This is a genomic window from Sideroxyarcus sp. TK5 (assembly GCF_054601595.1).
Genome location: NZ_BAAHSJ010000001.1, coordinates 207728 through 223506, shown reverse-complemented (window position 1 = coordinate 223506; position 15779 = coordinate 207728). Strand labels below are relative to the sequence as shown.

Genomic DNA, 15779 nt, shown 5'->3' with positions numbered 1-15779 from the left:
CGACTGGGGAATTATATATGGATATCACCGAACTGCTCGCCTTCGGCGTGAAGAACAAAGCATCCGACCTGCACCTCTCCGCCGGCCTGCCTCCGATGATCCGCGTGCACGGCGACATGCGCCGCATCAACCTGCCGGCGATGGAGCACAAGGAAGTGCATGCCATGATGTACGACATCATGAACGACGGGCAGCGCAAGCATTACGAAGAGAACAAGGAGGTCGACTTCTCCTTTGAAGTGCCCAATCTGGCACGCTTCCGTGTCAACGCTTTCATCCAGAACCGCGGTGCCGGCGCGGTCATGCGTACCATCCCGTCCAAGATCCTGACGCTGGAAGACCTGAAGGCTCCGCCCATCTTCAAGGACATCGCCGAGAACCCGCGCGGCATGGTGCTGGTCACCGGCCCCACCGGCTCCGGTAAGTCCACCACGCTGGCCGCGATGGTGAACCACATCAACGAGAACGAGATGGGCCACATCCTGACCGTGGAGGACCCGATCGAATTCGTGCACGAGTCCAAAAAGTGTCTGGTCAACCAGCGCGAAGTCGGCCCGCACACCCTGTCGTTCAACAACGCTTTGCGCAGCGCGCTGCGCGAAGACCCGGACGTGATCCTGGTCGGCGAGATGCGCGACCTGGAGACCATCCGCCTCGCCATGTCCGCCGCCGAGACCGGTCACCTGGTGTTCGGCACGCTGCACACCAGCTCCGCCGCCAAGACCATCGACCGTATCATCGACGTGTTCCCGGCCGACGAGAAGGAGATGGTGCGCGCCATGCTGTCCGAATCGCTGCGCGCGGTGATCTCGCAGACCCTGCTCAAGACCAAGGATGGTGCAGGCCGCGCTGCCGCGCACGAGATCATGATCTGTACCCCCGCCATCCGTAACCTGATCCGCGAAGCCAAGGTGCCGCAGATGTATTCCGCCATCCAGACCGGCGGCAACATCGGCATGCAGACACTGGACCAGTGCCTGACCGATCTGGTCAAACGCGGCGTGGTCGCTTCGAGCGAGGCACGCGGCAAGGCAGCCAACAAGGACCTGTTCCCCGGTTAAGTCGCAGCCGGGCACCACCGCATCAGGAGAAACACATGGAAAGAAGCCAGGCCACCGAACTCGTACACAATCTGCTGAAAGGCATGATCTCGCAGAAGGCATCCGACTTGTTCGTCACCGCCGGTTTCCCGCCGGCGTTCAAGGTGGATGGCAAGATGACGCCGGTCTCCAACCAGGTCCTGTCGTCGCAGCACACACAAGAGCTTGCGCGCAGCATCATGAACGACCGTCAGGCAGCCGAGTTCGAATCCACGCACGAGTGCAACTTCGCCATCAGCCCGCCCGGCATCGGCCGTTTCCGCGTCAACGTGTTCATGCAGCAGCAGAAGGTCGGCATGGTGTTGCGCACCATCACCACCAAGATCCCAAGTTTCGAGGAGTTGCGCCTGCCTGAGGTGCTGAAGGACGTCACGCTCACCAAACGCGGTCTGGTCATCCTGGTCGGCGGTACCGGCTCCGGCAAGTCTTCGACGCTGGCCGCCATGATCGGCTACCGGAACTGCAACAGCCAGGGCCACATCATCACCATCGAAGACCCGGTCGAATACGTGCACGAGCACAACAAGTGCATCATCACCCACCGCGAGGTCGGCGTGGATACCGACAACTGGCACAACGCGCTGAAGAACACCCTGCGCCAGGCACCGGACGTGATCCTGATCGGCGAGATCCGCGACCGCGAGACCATGGAATACGCGGTGGCTTTCGCCGAGACAGGGCACCTGTGCATGGCCACCCTGCATGCCAACAGCGCCAACCAGGCGCTGGACCGCATCATCAACTTCTTCCCCGAGGAACGCCGCGAGCAGTTGCTGATGGACCTGTCGCTGAACGTGAAGGCTCTCATCTCGCAACGCCTGATACCGAAGAAGGATGGCAAGGGGCGTTCTGCCGCATTCGAGATCCTGCTCAACTCGCCGCTGATCTCCGACCTCATATTCAAGGGCGAAGTGCACCAGATCAAGGAAGTCATGTCCAAGTCGCGCGAGATCGGCATGCAGACCTTCGACCAGGCGCTGTTCGACCTGTTCGAGGGGGGCTTCATCAGTTACGAGGAGGCGCTGAAGAACGCCGATTCGGTGAACGACCTGCGGCTGCGTATCAAGCTGGAGAGCAGCGAGACCAAGGATCGCGATGTGATGAGCGGCACCGAACATCTGAAGCTCACCTGATACGAAACACCTGATGGAAAAGCCGCCTTGAAGGCGGCTTTTTCATTTGCGGTTACTGCCGCTGACGATCTTGTACTCGAACAATCGACACTCGATCGCACCATTGAACAGCGGCGTGCGTTTGGAGGGGGTCAGCCGCATCAACTTGGCGATGCGGAGATCGCCCGTGAACAGGTAGGCGTGCCATCCGCCGAACTTCTTCTTCAATGCATCGCCCAGCTTGGGATACAGCTCGGCCAGTTCATCTTCATCCCCCATGCGCTCGCCATAGGGCAGGTTGGCAACGAGGATACCCTCCTTCTCCGGCGGAGATGCTTCCAGCACGTTGCACTGCTTCAGATCCACCGTCTCGCGTATGCCCGCCTCTTCCAGATTCTGGTGCGCGGCCACCAGCGCATCGCCGTACAAGTCACTGCCGTGCAGCGGCAACTCGCACACCGGCTTCTGCGCGGCGATGGCTGCCTCGCGCATCGCGGCCCATGTCCTGGCATCGAAGTTCTTCAGCTTCTCGAAAGCGAAATGGCGCGCGATGCCCGGCTGGATATTGAGCGACATCTGCGCCGCCTCGATCAGGAAGGTGCCGCTACCGCACATCGGGTCGAGCAGCGGGATGCCCGGCTTCCAGCCGGTCAGCAGCAGGATGCCCGCCGCCAGATTCTCGCGCAGCGGCGCGATGTTGGTGTGCGTGCGCACGCCGCGCTTGTACAGCGCCTCGCCCGAGGTATCCAGGTACAGCGTGAACTTGTCGCCCTCGAAGAAGGCATGGATGCGCATGTCGGGCTCCAGCTTGGCGATACTGGGGCGCTCCTTCTTCTCGGCGCGGAACTTGTCGCACACCGCATCCTTGATCTTGAGCGTGATGAATTCCAGACTGGTCAGCGGACTCTTGATCGCGGTGACCTTGACCAGCATGGTGTGCTTCACATCGAACCAGCGCGTCCACGGCAGATCGTAGGTCGCCTGGTACACGTCCTGCTCGTTGCGATACGGCATCGGCGCTTTCACACGCCACAGGATGCGCGAGGCGAGGCGGCTCTGCAGGTTGGCTCGGTAGCACAACGGCCAATCACCGGAGAAACCGACCCCGCCATCGGTAGCGCGCACATCGGCCGCCCCGAACGAGGTCAGTTCGTCGGAGAGCAGTCTTTCCAGTCCGCGCGGACAGGTGGCGAAATAATCAGGCATCTTAGAAAGGCTTCACGACGACGAGGATGACCACCGCCAGCAACACCAGCACCGGCACTTCATTGAAGAAGCGGAACCACACATGACTGCGCGTGTTGAGGTCTTCGGCGAACACCTTCACCAGATGGCCGCAGTACAGGTGATAGGCGACAAGTCCCGCCACGAAGGCGGTCTTGGCATGCAGCCAGCCGCCCGAGAAACCGTAACCGAACCACAGCCACAGGCCGGTGACGACGGCCAGCGCGCCGATAGGCGTGACGAATTTGTACAGCTTGCGCTCCATCAGTTTCAGGCGCTCCTTCACCGCCGCCTCTTCCGCCATCGCATGATTGACGAAGATGCGCGGCAGATAGAACAGCCCCGCGAACCAACTGACCACGAAGAAGATATGGAATGCTTTGAGCCACAACATGTAGTTACCTCGACAATCTGCGTCTGAACAGAACCAGGGAAATATAGAAACCGGCCAGCGTATAGGTCAGCAGTACGCCGACATGCATGAGCGCCTGTGGTGGCACTGCACCGTTCATCAACGGTCGCGCCAGATCCACCGCATGCGTCAGCGGCAAGGCGGCGGCCAGCGCCTGCAAGGCTTCCGGCAATTGGCTGACCGGGAAAAAGACGCCGCATAGTAGCATCATCGGTGTGATGACCAGCGTGAAGTAGTACATGAAGAAATCGTAGGCCGGTGCCAGCGCGGTCATGATGAGGCCGATAGCCGCAAAGGCCAGACCGATCAGCAGTGCCAGCGGGATCATCCACAGCGACAGCAGCGAATGCGACAGCCCCAATATCCAGATCACCACCAGCACAGCGGCCCCCGACATCAGGCTCTTGGTTGCCGCCCACAGTATCTCCGACAACACCACGTCGTCCAGCGCAACCGGCGTGTTCAGTATCGCTTCCCAGGTGCGCTGCTCGTGCATGCGGGCAAAGCCGGAATACAGCGCCTCGAAGCTGGCGCTGTTCATCGACGAGTAACATAGTGTGCCCGCCGCCAGAAAGGCGATATAGGACATACCGCCCATCTCCGGCAACAGACTGCCCAAACCATAGCCCAGGCCCAGCATGTAGATCACCGGGTCGGCCAGATGGCCGAGGATGGAAGGTGCCGCCACCTTGCGCCACACCAGCCAGTGCCTGCGCCAGATGGGGAAGAAGCGCAGCGTCAACCGCGGTGCTGCAAAGTGACCCATGCTCATTCCCTCATCTCCCGTCCGGTCAGTTTCAGGAACACATCCTCCAGATTCGCGGGCCGGTGCAGATAGCGCAATGTGCTCTGCGCCTGCAAGTGCATCACCAGCGGCTGCGCCTCCGGCACATAGCAGAACACCGACTCTCCGCTCACTTCATAGCGTTGCGCAAAGTTCGCCGCATGCATGTCCGCCCACTGCCCGGATGTCTCGCCGAACACCTCCACCACCTGCGGCTCGATGTTGCGCTCTATCAGTTCGCGCGGAGAGCCTTCACTGATGAGCTTGCCGTTGTCCATCACCGCCAGGCGGTGGCACAGGCGCTCGGCCTCGTCCATGAAATGCGTGGTCAGCAGCAGCGTCTTGCCCTGCTGCGTCAGTTCGCGCAGGCGCTGCCAGATCAGGTGGCGCGCCTGCGGATCGAGGCCGGTGGTCGGCTCGTCGAGGAACACCACGTCTGGATCGTTCACCAGCGCGCGTGCCAGCGTCAGACGGCGCTTCATACCGCCGGACAGCGTCGGCACCTTCGCGTCGCGTTTGCTGGTAAGGCTGGCGAAATCGAGCAAGTCAGGGATGCGCGCCTCGATGTCGCTGTCTTGCATGCCGAAATAGCGTCCGTACACCAGCAGGTTCTCCGCCACGGTGAAGTCGGGATCGAGGTTGTCCATCTGCGGCACCACGCCCACCTTGATGCGTGCCTCGCGCGCGGCCTGCGGCACCGGCAAGTCGAGCAGCGTAGCCGTACCCGCATCGGGCGCAATCAGCCCGAGCAGCATGCGCAGCGTGGTGGTCTTACCCGCGCCGTTGGGGCCGAGCAGCCCGAAACATTCGCCCTTGTAGATGGACAGATCGAGCCCGTCCACCACGCAGTGGCCGCCGTAGGATTTTTGCAGGCCTTTGGCCTGTATGACTGGATTCACAATTCAACTCCACTGAAATGCTTCTTCACGATATCGCGCAATTGTGTCAGGCGACCGTGAAAGAAATGCTCTGCTGCCGGTAGCACCACGATGGGCAGATGTTGCGGTCGCGCCCACTCCAGCGCATCGGCCAGCGGCACCACGTCATCATGCTCGCCGTGCACGACCAGGGTGTCGGGCGAAACGGCCGGCATCGCGAAGCGCCCGACGGCGGGGGCGGCCAGCACCAAATGCTGCGGCTGCAATCGTTGCGCGGCACGCGCCGCGACATAACCGCCGAACGAGAAACCGGACAACACCAGCGGCAGTTCGCCGCCGAACTGTTCCTGCGCGTAACGCGCCACCGCGATCAGGTCTTCCGTCTCGCCGTCGCCGCCGGTGAATCCGCCGTCGCTCGCGCCTACGCCGCGAAAGTTGAAGCGGAAGGCCGCACAGCCCATGTCGGCGAACGTCTTGGCCAGCGTCACCGCCACCTTGTTCTCCATCGTGCCACCCATGGTGGGCAAGGGATGCGCCACCACCGCGATCGCACGCAGTTCGCCGTCCGGCAGATGCGCCACGCCTTCGAGCTGCCCTGCCGGCCCCTGCAGTACGAAATCCTTCAGTGCGACAGTCATCAGATCTTCAGACGCTCCACCACGCGACCATGCTGCAGATGTTCCTCGATGATCTCATCCAGATCGCGCTCGTCGACGAAGGTGTACCAGGTGCCTTCGGGATAGATCACCAGCACGGGGCCGTCGTCGCAGCGGTCCAGACAACCGGCGGAATTGATGCGGATCTTGTTGTGCCGGTCAGAGATGCCCAGCGCCTTGACCTTGTCCTTCACATAGTCGCGCGCCTTCTGCGCACCGTGGTTGTTGCAGCAGTCACTGCCGTCCGCGCGCTGGTTGGTACAGAAGAACACATGCTTGTCGAAATACTGGGTCATTTATTACTCTCCTCCATACTCATGATGCGGCGATGCGCCCAGGCCAGATAGATCACCAGCAACAAGGGGAACACAGCCGAAGCGATCTGCGACATCCAGTTGAAGTTGCGCAGATGGCCGTAGTGCCAATGATACAAGCGCATCGCGGCAGCGGGTGCGGCGCTGTCCAATACCCCTGCCGCCAATGCCAGATATGCGCCGCTGGTCAGCACCGCCGCCCACAGCAACGCAGCGCGCGGCAGCCAGAAACTGGCAGCGGTCAATGCCAGCCCCGCCAGCAAGCCCAGCACGGCCTCGCCGTTCAACCATAGCATCAAGGCCCAGGACCTCAACAGCACAGCCGCCGCGATGAACTTGCCCAGCGCCACCACGCTCAGCATCAGCAGCAATGCCGCCACCACATGACGGCGGATGCGGAACAGGGTCTGCAACAGCAAACCGATCAGCAGCAGGTTGCAGGCCACCGCCGCACTCGCCCACATGCTGAACTGCGGCGGCGCGACCGTGGCGATACGCCCCGCCTCTTCGGTGATGAACACATTGCCGAGCATGGGCAATGAAGGATTGATCTGCGCGAACATCCACAGCATCACCAGCGCCAGGCCGAAATCCACGCCGTCACCGCGCTGGAACAGCTCGATGCGCCATTGTGTCGCGCGTATGAACCAGGCATGCGGCGCGATCCACACCGCCATGCCTGCCCCGCACAGCGCCCCCAACCCGTTGGTGAGCACATCCACACTGGCCGCCGCACGCATCGGCAGGTATATCTGCAAAAATTCCATAGCCATGGATAACGCCAGCGCAGCCAATGTGGCCAGCGTCACACTGTGTACAGACTTGAATCGCGTACTCAGATTGAGCGCCAGCAATATGCCCAGCGGCAGATAAGCCAGCCAGTTGGCAGCGGCGTCGAAAGCGGTATAGGCCTGGCCAAACGGCGCAGCGAGCACTTCCATGAAGGTTGGCACCCCAGCCTGCCAGCCCGCGAACGGGGAGAGACTGGCATACACGATCATCAGCACATAACCCGCCAGCAGATAGCGGCGCAGCAGGGAACGTTCGTCTTTTGCAGGCAGTACAGGCATCACGCATACCCGATGAAAAGACTCGGGCTCATTTTGGTTGACTCATCAGTAGGGGTGGTAAAGAATGCGGCCCGCAGTTAAAAAAACTATTACGTTCGACATATCGAACCGGAGGGGATTATGGCATACCTGCACTGGTCCAATGAGCTGGACACAGGGATCGAAGTCATCGATAAACAGCATCGGCGCATCGTCGATCTGATCAACGAATTGAACACCGCCAACGAGAGTGGCGACCCGGCCGTGATCAACCATGTGCTGGGCGAGTTGGTCGACTACACCCTGTCGCACTTCAGCTTCGAGGAAGAACTGCAGGAGAAAGCAAACTATCCGTTCTACAAGGCACACAAGCGCGTGCATGAGATATTCACCAAGCGCGTCGCCGAATTCCAGCAACGCGCCTCTCAGGGCGAGAATGTCGCACCGGAACTGCTGGGCATGCTGAAGATCTGGCTGGTCAACCACATCAAGGGAGACGATGCCGACTACGTCGAAGCGGTGGTCAACTCGCTCGGCGTCGAGATCAAGAAATCCGACACCTCCGGTGGCTGGCTGGGCGGTGCACTGAAAAGGATCTTCGGCTGAATCACCCCGCAGCGGCGGCCAGCCGCTTCGCGATCACTGCAGGTAACTGTTTCGGCGCCTTGATGCGCAACTGCTTGTTCACGTTGTACACCCCGAACACCACCGTGATCGCCCCCTCGGACACCTCGAACCTGCCCGCCAGATAACGCACCAGATGCGCCGTCGCGCGCCCGCGCACCGGATTCTCAGCGACGTATATCTCCAGTTGCTTGCCAATCACCTTGCCGATGCGGGTGCGGTTCGCACGCGGCCGTCCCAGCACGTTCAGCACCAGCGTATCGCCATCCCACTGGCAGAACGCATCCAGCTCCAGCTCGGCCTTAGAACTTTTCATACGCAGCCAAATAGCGCCACTGCCCCGCTGGCAACTTGCCCATCGACAAGCGCCCGATGCGCAGACGACGCAAGCCCAACAGCTGCAGCCCGACGCTCTCGCACATGAATACGACTTGCCCGGGCCGCACGCCCTTCAACGCAAAACGCAGCCGCGTCTCGCTCTGGCGACTCACCTTGGCGTGGGGCAGCGGCTTGCCGTTGAAGACCAGCCCGTTATTCAGCAGCTTCAGTCCATCCTCCGACAACTCGCCCGCCACCTCCGCCACATATTCCTGCTCCACCGTCGCCGCACCATCCACCAGTTTGCGTGACACACGGAAATCCTGAGTGAACACCGACATCCCGCTCGCACCCGACTCCAGCGGCAGACACGGCGTCAGCTTCACGAAATGCTGTTGCAGAACACGAATGTGAGAGTGATCGTCCGCCGCCTGCGTGTCGGCACGCAACAGCGATGTCACCCCCTCGTCGTTCAGCGCAGGAGGCTGATGCAGGACGATGGTCACAGGATCCAGCGGCACCGCCCTGGCATTCGGATCGATCTCCACCTGCTGCATCGTCACCATGAACTGCGGCAACTCCACCACCTGCCCGTCCACCTTCACCCAACCACCCGCGATATACAGCTCAGCCTCACGGCGCGAGCAGGCGGCCAGTTCGGCGACAACTTTGGCAAGGCGGATGGGTTCGGTCATGGAAGCAGATTCATCGAAACAAGGCGCGCATTGTAAACGCAGGCTCACCACGTTCCCCTGTAAAATCCGGCCATGAACTCACCCGACACCAAACGCCCGCCACTGGAAGGCATCACTCTGGAAAAGATCGTCACGCAACTCTCCGAAAGCATGGGATGGGAAGCGATGGCCGATGCCATCCCCATCCGCTGCTTCACGCATGACCCGAGTGTGAAATCGAGTTTGAAGTTTTTGAGGAGGACGCCTTGGGCCAGGGCGAAGGTGGAGGAGTTGTATTTGCGGTCGCTTCGTTCGAAGTGATTTCTTAATAATTCAAAGTCAAAACCGTCGGGGGTTGCCCGACAGCAAGTCACTTTTTCTTGCTTCGCCAAGAAAAAGTAACCAAAGAAAAGGCGACCCCAGCTTACCGCCCACTTCGTGGGTTCCCTGCGTTGCTCGAACGGTCGGGCCTCCTCATAAACTCGCACGATCCGCTACGCGGCCACGTGCTCAAAAATATTCGTCGGACTACCCCCGCCCGTCCTGCGCTACTCGGCGGTGCACAGGGGAGAGAAAGTCAAAACCTAATAACCAAGAGCAAAACCCGCGAGGCGGGCATTGCCCGCCTCGCCACAAAAAGAAACGTGCGCAAAGCGCACACAAAACCGCAGTTGAATTTATTTCCCTTGAGCGCCGCCGAGTAGCACAGGTAAGTCAGGGGTAGTCGGCGAGGACTGTCTGAGCGCGTAGCGCGAGTTCCGCAGCCGCCTGACTTGCCGAGCAACGCAGGGTACCCACGTGGTGGGCGGCAAACCAGGGTCGCCTTTTCTTTGGTTACTTTCTTTTGGCGAAGCAAAAGAAAGTAACTTGCTGTCGGGCAACCCCCGACGATTCGGATTGATGGGTATCGCTGCGCTCAACCCATCCTACGCATGCTAGTTACGGAGTGGGCCCTGCCCCAATGTTGCTTCGATTCTGCTTTGCAAAGACTTCAGAAAAGACGGCATGTCGCTCAAGCTCCATTGCAAAAAGTTGTATTGCCTATTATCAAAATGAATGTCTGCTAGACATTCATCCTGCACAGTCCAAATCACAGGGATTCCCAAACCAAGAGCAAAACCCGCCTCAAAGTACACGCCACCTCGGTTACCAGTGAAATCTGCAACAACAAAACGACTGCGCCTAATCTGCGCCATGATTTCATCATCAATCCGATTGTTGTGGTTCACCTCATCAATTCGAATGGGTTGATAGCCTGCTTTCGTGATTGCCGGTGATATCGCATCAGTCCAAACAGACAGGACAGATTCGTTAAACCACATAGCGCAAAATCCCTGTACACCTGCTCCCTGTTCCTGCCGAATCTTTTCTAGATACGCGTAACCTGAAGGCGTAAGTTGAACGGTCTTGTTCAAAGAAAATGCGTTGTTGTTATCTGAAATCCAGCCTTCCTCTTGAATCAAAAGTTTCTCAACAAGGAAAGTTAGCTCCTCTCCAGACAGAGACCAGGAATAGCTGAGCCATGGGTTGCTGCCGTTGTCATATGGAATCTCCACTTCGCCCCCAATAAATCTGGAGTGCTTCTCTATGGCATGCATTAACTTTTCTGCTTTTTCGCTAACTGAAGGAGTTCTCAGTGCTAGCAAACTATCGAGATTTGCAGATGAAATCTGCACTCCCTGATTTTCCATAATCCAGCCACTCAAGTTAGCTATTTGACGTTCTTCCGGTTGCAAACTCTTAATCGTCAGCTTAGCGGAACGAGAAATCGAATATTTCCCACACCTAGGACAACTCACACTATCCCCATCGAGATTCGTCGGAGTTTTATCACTACTACTATTGCAAATAGGGCAACTATAAAAAAGTGACATAAAAGCTCCTTAGTAAATTAATGCGCCTCATCCCAGTTGTTGCCCTCCCCCAATCCCACCTCCAACGGCACCCTCAACTCCGCCACCCCACACATCAACTCCCGCACCTTCTCCTTCACCAGCCCCAACTCTGATTCAGGCACTTCCAACACCAATTCATCATGCACCTGCATGATGAGTTTGGTCTGCAGCTTCTCTTGCTCCAGCCAATCCTGCACCGCGATCATCGCCAGCTTGATCAAGTCCGCCGCCGTGCCCTGCATCGGCGCATTGATCGCCGCACGTTCTGCAGCCTGCCGGCGCATGCCGTTCGCGCCGTTGATCTCGGGCAGCCACAGACGGCGACCGAACCAAGTCTCGACGAAACCCTGAGCCTTGGCCTGTTCGCGCGTGTCGTCCATGTAGTGCTTCACGCCGGGATAGCGCGCGAAGTAGAGGTCGATGTATTGCTTGGCGGCGTTGTTTTCGATGCCGAGTTGCGAGGCGAGGCCATAGGCGGACATGCCATAGATGAGGCCGAAGTTGATGACCTTGGCGTAGCGGCGCTGTTCGCTGCTCACATCACTCAATGACACGCTGAACACTTCGGCGGCGGTGGCGCGGTGTATGTCTTCACCGTTGGCGAAGGCTTTGAGCAGGCCTTCGTCGCCGGACAGGTGCGCCATGATGCGCAGTTCGATCTGCGAATAGTCGGCGGAGATGATGCGCGAATTTGCGGGTGCGATGAAGGCTTCGCGGATGCGGCGGCCTTCGGGGGTGCGGATCGGGATGTTCTGCAGGTTGGGATCGCTGGACGAGAGGCGTCCGGTGACGGCCACGGCTTGCGAGTAGCTGGTGTGCACGCGGCCGGTCTTGGCATTCACCATCTGCGGCAGTTTGTCGGTGTAGGTGGATTTGAGTTTCGCCATTCCGCGATGTTCGAGCAGCAGCTTGGGCAACGGGTAGTCGAGCGCGAGTTCCTGCAGCACTTCTTCGTCGGTGGAGGGCGCGCCGGTGGCAGTCTTCTTCTTCACCGGCAAACCCAGTTTGCCGAACAGTATCTCGCCCAGTTGCTTGGGGGAAGCAAGGTTGAAGGGTTGCCCGGCCAGCTCGTAGGCCTGTTGTTCGATCTCGTTTATGCGCAGGCCGAGTTCGTGGCTTTGCCGCGCGAGTTTGCTGCTGTCGATCAGCACGCCGTTGCGTTCCATCTTGAACAGCACTTCGCGCACCGGCATCTCGATGTCGCGATACACCTCGGCAAGACGGCCTTGCAATTGCGGCGACAGAGTCTGGTGCAGTTGCAGGGTGATGTCGGCATCTTCTGCGGCGTATTTGGTGGCGGTCTCTACATCGACCTGGTCGAAGCCGATCTGCTTGGCGCCCTTGCCCACGATGTCGGTGTAGGCGATGGTGCTCATGCCGAGATGACGCAGCGCGAGGTTGCCCATCTCGTGCGGTTTGTGCGATTCGAGTACGTAGGATTGCAGCAGTGTGTCTTCGGCGATGCCACGCAACGCGATGCCGTGGTTTGCGAAGATGTGCTGGTCGTATTTGAGGTTCTGGCCGAGCTTCTTGTGTGCGTCGCTTTCCAGCCAGGGCTTGAGTATTTCCAGCGCACGGTCGAAAGCGATCTGCTCCGGTGCGCCGGGGTAGTGATGTGCCAGCGGGATGTAGGCGGCGGCGTGCGGCGCGATGGAGACGGAGATGCCGACCAGTTGCGCGGTCATGGGGTCGAGGCCGGTGGTTTCGGTGTCCAGACTCACCAGCTTTGCTTCCATCAGCTTTGCCAGCCAGCTATCGAGTTGGGCTTCGGTGAGGATGGCTTCGTAGTTGGAGGTGTCGTTCTGGAACAGGTCTTGCGGCGCTTCGTGTTGCGTGAAGTCGCGCTGTGCAACGCTGGGAGTGGTACGCGGCTTCGGCGCGGCTGCTTCACCGGTCAGCTCGCGCATCAAACTTCTGAAGCCGAAGTGCTCGTACATGGCTTTCAGTTTGACGGTGTCGGCGGCGGGGGCGAGCAGTTCGTCGAAACGTTTGTCCAGTGGCACATCGCATTTCACGGTGACCAGTCGCTTGCCCATCGGCAGCCATTCCAGCGCGGCGCGCAGGTTTTCACCGACCGCGCCCTTCACTTCGTCAGCATGCGCGATCAGGTTGTCCAGTGTGCCGTATTCGGCGAGCCATTTGACGGCGGTCTTGGGGCCGCATTTGGCGACGCCGGGCACGTTGTCGACCGTGTCGCCGACCAGCGCGAGGTAATCGACGATGCGCTCGGGCGGCACGCCGAATTTGGCGGTGACGCCGGCGGCGTCCAGTTTCTCTTCGCTCATGGTGTTGACCCACAGCGTGTTGTCGTCCACCAGTTGTGTGAGGTCCTTGTCGCCGGTGGAGATGATGCAGCGCGCGCCGTTGCGCGAGGCCTCGCGCGCCAGCGTGCCGATCACGTCGTCGGCCTCCACTCCGTCCACCATCAGGATGTTCCAGCCGGCGGCGGCCACCACTTCGTGCAGCGGTTCGATCTGCGCACGCAGGTCGTCCGGCATGGACGGGCGGTGCGCCTTGTATTCGGGGTACCAGTCGTCGCGGAACGTCTTGCCCTTCGCGTCGAACACGCAGGCGCTATAATCCGCCGGGAAATCGGCACGCAGCTTGCGCAACATGTTGAGCACGCCGTGGATGGCACCGGTCGGCTCGCCCTGCGGGCTGCGCAGATCGGGCATGGCATGGAAAGCGCGGTAGAGATAGGACGAGCCGTCCACCAACAACAGGGTTTTCATCTATTAGGATTCCGAAATGAACAACGATATGAAACTGCCGCCGGCGCAATCGCCAGAATTGATGCAATCGAAGGAGTCCTGGCGGGTGTTCGGCATTATGTCAGAATTCGTTTCGGCGACCGAACGCCTTTCCAACATCCATCCGGCGGTCAGTATCTTCGGCAGCGCACGCACGCCGCACGACCATCCCTACTATCAGCTCACCGAGGAGATCGCGCGTCTGTTGTCGGACGCCGGCTTCTCCGTGATCTCGGGCGGCGGACCAGGCATCATGGAGGCGGCCAACAAGGGCGCGTTCTACGGCAAGTCGCCCAGCGTCGGCCTCAACATCCAGTTGCCGCACGAGCAGCACAACAACCCCTACCAGAACATCAGTCAGACCTTCCACCACTTCTTCACGCGCAAGGTGATGTTCGTGAAGTTCGCCAGCGCCTATGTGGTGATGCCCGGCGGCTTCGGCACGCTGGACGAGCTGATGGAAGCGCTGACACTGGTGCAGACCGGCAAGACACGCAAGATGCCCATCATCCTGGTCGGCAACAAGTTCTGGGGCGGGCTGGTGGAATGGTTCAGGACAGCCCTGCTGGAGGAGAAACTGATCGGCCCCGGCGACCTCGACCTGATCCAGGTCATCGACGAGCCGGAGGAAGTCGTCGCGGCCATCTTCAAGCATTACGAGACACGCGGCTTCGAGCCTTCGCAGGCGGAGCGCGAGATGCAGCTCAACCTGTAAGACGAATCGGATAGAATCCACCCACACACCGAACGGAACCCATCATGCGCATCATTACCCTGCTCGCCCTGCTCTTCATCGGCCTCAACGTGCACGCCGAGACCGATACCGCCCCCGAGGTGACCATCACCCAGCAGAGCGATACGGTCGTCGAAGAATATCGTTCCCACGGCAAGCTCTACATGATCAAGATCACACCCAAGTACGGCCCCCCCTACTATCTGATCGACGAGCGCGGCGACGGCAAGTTCGCCCGCCAGGACAATCTGGATTCCGGCCTGCGCGTGCCGCAGTGGATCATCAAGAGATTCTGACAGGACACAGGCATGGCAGTCTTCACCAGTGTCTCTGAAACAGACATCACGCATTGGCTTTCCCATTATTCGCTTGGCACCTTGCAGGAACTGCAGGGCATCCCGGCCGGCATCGAGAACACCAACTATTTCGTCACCACCGGTAACGGCCGTTTCGTGCTGACGCTGTTCGAGAAACTCACCCCGGACGAGCTGCCGTTCTACCTCGACCTGATGTCACATCTGGCGCGGCACGGCATCCCCTGCCCGGCACCGGTGGCTGACCGTGACAACCGTTTCCTCGGCGAGTTGAACGGCAAGCCTGCCTGCATCGTCAGCCGCCTGTCGGGAAAGTCGGTGATGCAGCCTGATGTGGGACAATGCGCCGCCGTCGGCGCGATGCTGGGGCAGATGCATATCGCCGGACAGAGCTTCGGCGAACAGATGGAGAACCCGCGCGGTGCGGCTTGGCGTGCATACGCGTCGCAACAGGTGTCGCGCTTCCTGCCTGCGGAGGCTGCCCGACTGCTCACCGAGGAAGTTGCTCTGCATGCGGCGCGCGACACAGGCAACTTGCCGCGCGGCGTGATCCACGCCGACCTGTTCCGCGACAACGTGCTGATGGAGGGCGACCGCGTCGGCGGCCTGATCGATTTCTATTTCGCCTGCACCGACGTGCTGCTGTACGACGTGGCGATCACGCTCAACGACTGGTGCATGCAGGCCGACGGCCGGCTCGATGCCGCGCGCGCCGCCGGGTTCCTGCGCGCCTACCATGCGGTGCGCCCATTCACGGATGACGAGGCCGCTGCATGGCCGATGACCCTGCGTCTGGCCGCGCTGCGTTTCTGGATCTCGCGCCTGTACGACCTGCACCTGCCGCGCGACGGCGAGATGGTCAACGCGCACGATCCGGCGGTGTTCGAACGCATCCTGCGCAACCACATCGCCACCGGCCAGCCGGTCTGGCTATAGGAGACC

General features: G+C 60.1%; 18 protein-coding genes. 7 read left to right on the top strand and 11 right to left on the bottom strand.

Annotated features, from left to right (window positions below):
• The first annotated feature begins 17 nt into the window (after window positions 1-17).
• Together ACYPYQ_RS01040 and ACYPYQ_RS01035 are read left to right on the top strand one after the other, a co-directional pair.
• The gene (locus tag ACYPYQ_RS01040) at window positions 18-1061 is read left to right on the top strand and encodes a type IV pilus twitching motility protein PilT (RefSeq protein ID WP_459718095.1); all 1044 of its coding nucleotides are present in this window, start codon (window positions 18-20) and stop codon (window positions 1059-1061) included.
• A gap of 35 nt (window positions 1062-1096) precedes the next feature.
• Window positions 1097-2233, top strand: a complete 1137-nt coding sequence (locus tag ACYPYQ_RS01035) for a PilT/PilU family type 4a pilus ATPase (protein WP_459718093.1) — start codon at window positions 1097-1099, stop codon at window positions 2231-2233.
• Between the two features lie 42 nt (window positions 2234-2275).
• Here ACYPYQ_RS01035 and ACYPYQ_RS01030 read toward each other — a convergent pair whose 3' ends face one another.
• The 7 genes from ACYPYQ_RS01030 to ACYPYQ_RS01000 are packed head-to-tail and all read right to left on the bottom strand — an operon-like array spanning window position 2276 to window position 7550.
• Window positions 2276-3418: a THUMP domain-containing class I SAM-dependent RNA methyltransferase gene (locus tag ACYPYQ_RS01030; RefSeq protein WP_459718089.1), complete on the bottom strand. Its 1143-nt coding sequence runs from the start codon at window positions 3416-3418 to the stop codon at window positions 2276-2278.
• 1 nt (window position 3419) lies between these two features.
• A complete protein-coding gene (locus tag ACYPYQ_RS01025; protein ID WP_459718085.1) occupies window positions 3420-3830 on the bottom strand; it encodes a CopD family protein in 411 nt (136 codons plus the stop codon).
• Between the two features lie 4 nt (window positions 3831-3834).
• On the bottom strand, window positions 3835-4614 hold the full coding sequence (locus tag ACYPYQ_RS01020) for an ABC transporter permease (protein ID WP_459718081.1): 780 nt from the start codon (window positions 4612-4614) through the stop codon (window positions 3835-3837).
• A 2-nt stretch (window positions 4615-4616) separates the two neighbouring features.
• A complete protein-coding gene (locus ACYPYQ_RS01015) occupies window positions 4617-5531 on the bottom strand; it encodes an ATP-binding cassette domain-containing protein (protein ID WP_459718078.1) in 915 nt (304 codons plus the stop codon).
• Window positions 5528-6148 carry an alpha/beta hydrolase gene (locus ACYPYQ_RS01010; protein WP_459718074.1) on the bottom strand — a complete coding sequence of 207 codons (621 nt, stop codon included), beginning with the start codon at window positions 6146-6148 and terminating at the stop codon, window positions 5528-5530. The genes ACYPYQ_RS01015 and ACYPYQ_RS01010 overlap by 4 nt, the downstream gene beginning before the upstream one ends.
• Window positions 6148-6462, bottom strand: a complete 315-nt coding sequence (locus ACYPYQ_RS01005; RefSeq protein WP_459718070.1) for a (2Fe-2S) ferredoxin domain-containing protein — start codon at window positions 6460-6462, stop codon at window positions 6148-6150. The genes ACYPYQ_RS01010 and ACYPYQ_RS01005 overlap by 1 nt, the downstream gene beginning before the upstream one ends.
• Window positions 6459-7550: a VanZ family protein gene (locus tag ACYPYQ_RS01000; protein WP_459718067.1), complete on the bottom strand. Its 1092-nt coding sequence runs from the start codon at window positions 7548-7550 to the stop codon at window positions 6459-6461. Before ACYPYQ_RS01000 ends, ACYPYQ_RS01005 begins: the two co-directional genes overlap by 4 nt.
• 120 nt (window positions 7551-7670) lie before the next feature.
• On the opposite strand from ACYPYQ_RS01000, the gene ACYPYQ_RS00995 reads away from it, so the two are divergent.
• Window positions 7671-8135 carry a bacteriohemerythrin gene (locus ACYPYQ_RS00995; protein WP_459718064.1) on the top strand — a complete coding sequence of 155 codons (465 nt, stop codon included), beginning with the start codon at window positions 7671-7673 and terminating at the stop codon, window positions 8133-8135.
• Between the two features lies 1 nt (window position 8136).
• Here ACYPYQ_RS00995 and ACYPYQ_RS00990 read toward each other — a convergent pair whose 3' ends face one another.
• A complete protein-coding gene (locus ACYPYQ_RS00990) occupies window positions 8137-8469 on the bottom strand; it encodes a DUF167 domain-containing protein (protein ID WP_459718060.1) in 333 nt (110 codons plus the stop codon).
• A complete protein-coding gene (locus ACYPYQ_RS00985) occupies window positions 8456-9166 on the bottom strand; it encodes an RNA pseudouridine synthase (protein WP_459718057.1) in 711 nt (236 codons plus the stop codon). The genes ACYPYQ_RS00990 and ACYPYQ_RS00985 overlap by 14 nt, the downstream gene beginning before the upstream one ends.
• 72 nt (window positions 9167-9238) lie before the next feature.
• Between ACYPYQ_RS00985 and ACYPYQ_RS00980 the strand changes: the two genes are divergently transcribed.
• On the top strand, window positions 9239-9466 hold the full coding sequence (locus tag ACYPYQ_RS00980) for a VF530 family protein (protein ID WP_459718053.1): 228 nt from the start codon (window positions 9239-9241) through the stop codon (window positions 9464-9466).
• Window positions 9467-10080: 614 nt separating this feature from the next.
• Here the strand turns inward: ACYPYQ_RS00980 and ACYPYQ_RS00975 are convergent.
• Together ACYPYQ_RS00975 and polA are read right to left on the bottom strand one after the other, a co-directional pair.
• Window positions 10081-10881 (bottom strand): hypothetical protein, encoded by an 801-nt coding sequence (locus ACYPYQ_RS00975; RefSeq protein ID WP_459718051.1) that lies wholly within the window; start codon window positions 10879-10881, stop codon window positions 10081-10083.
• 155 nt (window positions 10882-11036) lie between these two features.
• On the bottom strand, window positions 11037-13772 hold the full coding sequence (polA, locus tag ACYPYQ_RS00970) for a DNA polymerase I (RefSeq protein ID WP_459718048.1): 2736 nt from the start codon (window positions 13770-13772) through the stop codon (window positions 11037-11039).
• A gap of 16 nt (window positions 13773-13788) precedes the next feature.
• On the opposite strand from polA, the gene ACYPYQ_RS00965 reads away from it, so the two are divergent.
• Genes ACYPYQ_RS00965 through ACYPYQ_RS00955 form a run of 3 tightly spaced genes read left to right on the top strand, consistent with a single transcriptional unit; the run spans window position 13789 to window position 15773 of the window.
• Window positions 13789-14505, top strand: coding sequence for an LOG family protein (locus ACYPYQ_RS00965; protein WP_459718044.1), 717 nt, complete (start codon window positions 13789-13791; stop codon window positions 14503-14505).
• Window positions 14506-14549: 44 nt separating this feature from the next.
• Entirely contained in the window at window positions 14550-14819 is a 270-nt protein-coding gene (locus tag ACYPYQ_RS00960) for a DUF2782 domain-containing protein (protein WP_459718041.1), read from the top strand.
• Window positions 14820-14831: 12 nt separating this feature from the next.
• Window positions 14832-15773: a homoserine kinase gene (locus ACYPYQ_RS00955; RefSeq protein ID WP_459718038.1), complete on the top strand. Its 942-nt coding sequence runs from the start codon at window positions 14832-14834 to the stop codon at window positions 15771-15773.
• The last annotated feature ends 6 nt before the right edge of the window (window positions 15774-15779 follow it).

Bases quoted from the DNA above. Each gene is read 5' to 3' on its own strand.
- ACYPYQ_RS01040 (WP_459718095.1), top strand. From the start codon at position 18: ATGGATATCACCGAACTGCTCGCCTTCGGCGTGAAGAACAAAGCATCC.
- ACYPYQ_RS01035 (WP_459718093.1), top strand. From the start codon at position 1,097: ATGGAAAGAAGCCAGGCCACCGAACTCGTACACAATCTGCTGAAAGGC.
- ACYPYQ_RS01030 (WP_459718089.1), bottom strand. From the start codon at position 3,418: ATGCCTGATTATTTCGCCACCTGTCCGCGCGGACTGGAAAGACTGCTC.
- ACYPYQ_RS01025 (WP_459718085.1), bottom strand. From the start codon at position 3,830: ATGTTGTGGCTCAAAGCATTCCATATCTTCTTCGTGGTCAGTTGGTTC.
- ACYPYQ_RS01020 (WP_459718081.1), bottom strand. From the start codon at position 4,614: ATGGGTCACTTTGCAGCACCGCGGTTGACGCTGCGCTTCTTCCCCATC.
- ACYPYQ_RS01010 (WP_459718074.1), bottom strand. From the start codon at position 6,148: ATGACTGTCGCACTGAAGGATTTCGTACTGCAGGGGCCGGCAGGGCAG.
- ACYPYQ_RS01005 (WP_459718070.1), bottom strand. From the start codon at position 6,462: ATGACCCAGTATTTCGACAAGCATGTGTTCTTCTGTACCAACCAGCGC.
- ACYPYQ_RS01000 (WP_459718067.1), bottom strand. From the start codon at position 7,550: ATGCCTGTACTGCCTGCAAAAGACGAACGTTCCCTGCTGCGCCGCTAT.
- ACYPYQ_RS00995 (WP_459718064.1), top strand. From the start codon at position 7,671: ATGGCATACCTGCACTGGTCCAATGAGCTGGACACAGGGATCGAAGTC.
- ACYPYQ_RS00990 (WP_459718060.1), bottom strand. From the start codon at position 8,469: ATGAAAAGTTCTAAGGCCGAGCTGGAGCTGGATGCGTTCTGCCAGTGG.
- ACYPYQ_RS00985 (WP_459718057.1), bottom strand. From the start codon at position 9,166: ATGACCGAACCCATCCGCCTTGCCAAAGTTGTCGCCGAACTGGCCGCC.
- ACYPYQ_RS00980 (WP_459718053.1), top strand. From the start codon at position 9,239: ATGAACTCACCCGACACCAAACGCCCGCCACTGGAAGGCATCACTCTG.
- polA (WP_459718048.1), bottom strand. From the start codon at position 13,772: ATGAAAACCCTGTTGTTGGTGGACGGCTCGTCCTATCTCTACCGCGCT.
- ACYPYQ_RS00965 (WP_459718044.1), top strand. From the start codon at position 13,789: ATGAACAACGATATGAAACTGCCGCCGGCGCAATCGCCAGAATTGATG.
- ACYPYQ_RS00960 (WP_459718041.1), top strand. From the start codon at position 14,550: ATGCGCATCATTACCCTGCTCGCCCTGCTCTTCATCGGCCTCAACGTG.
- ACYPYQ_RS00955 (WP_459718038.1), top strand. From the start codon at position 14,832: ATGGCAGTCTTCACCAGTGTCTCTGAAACAGACATCACGCATTGGCTT.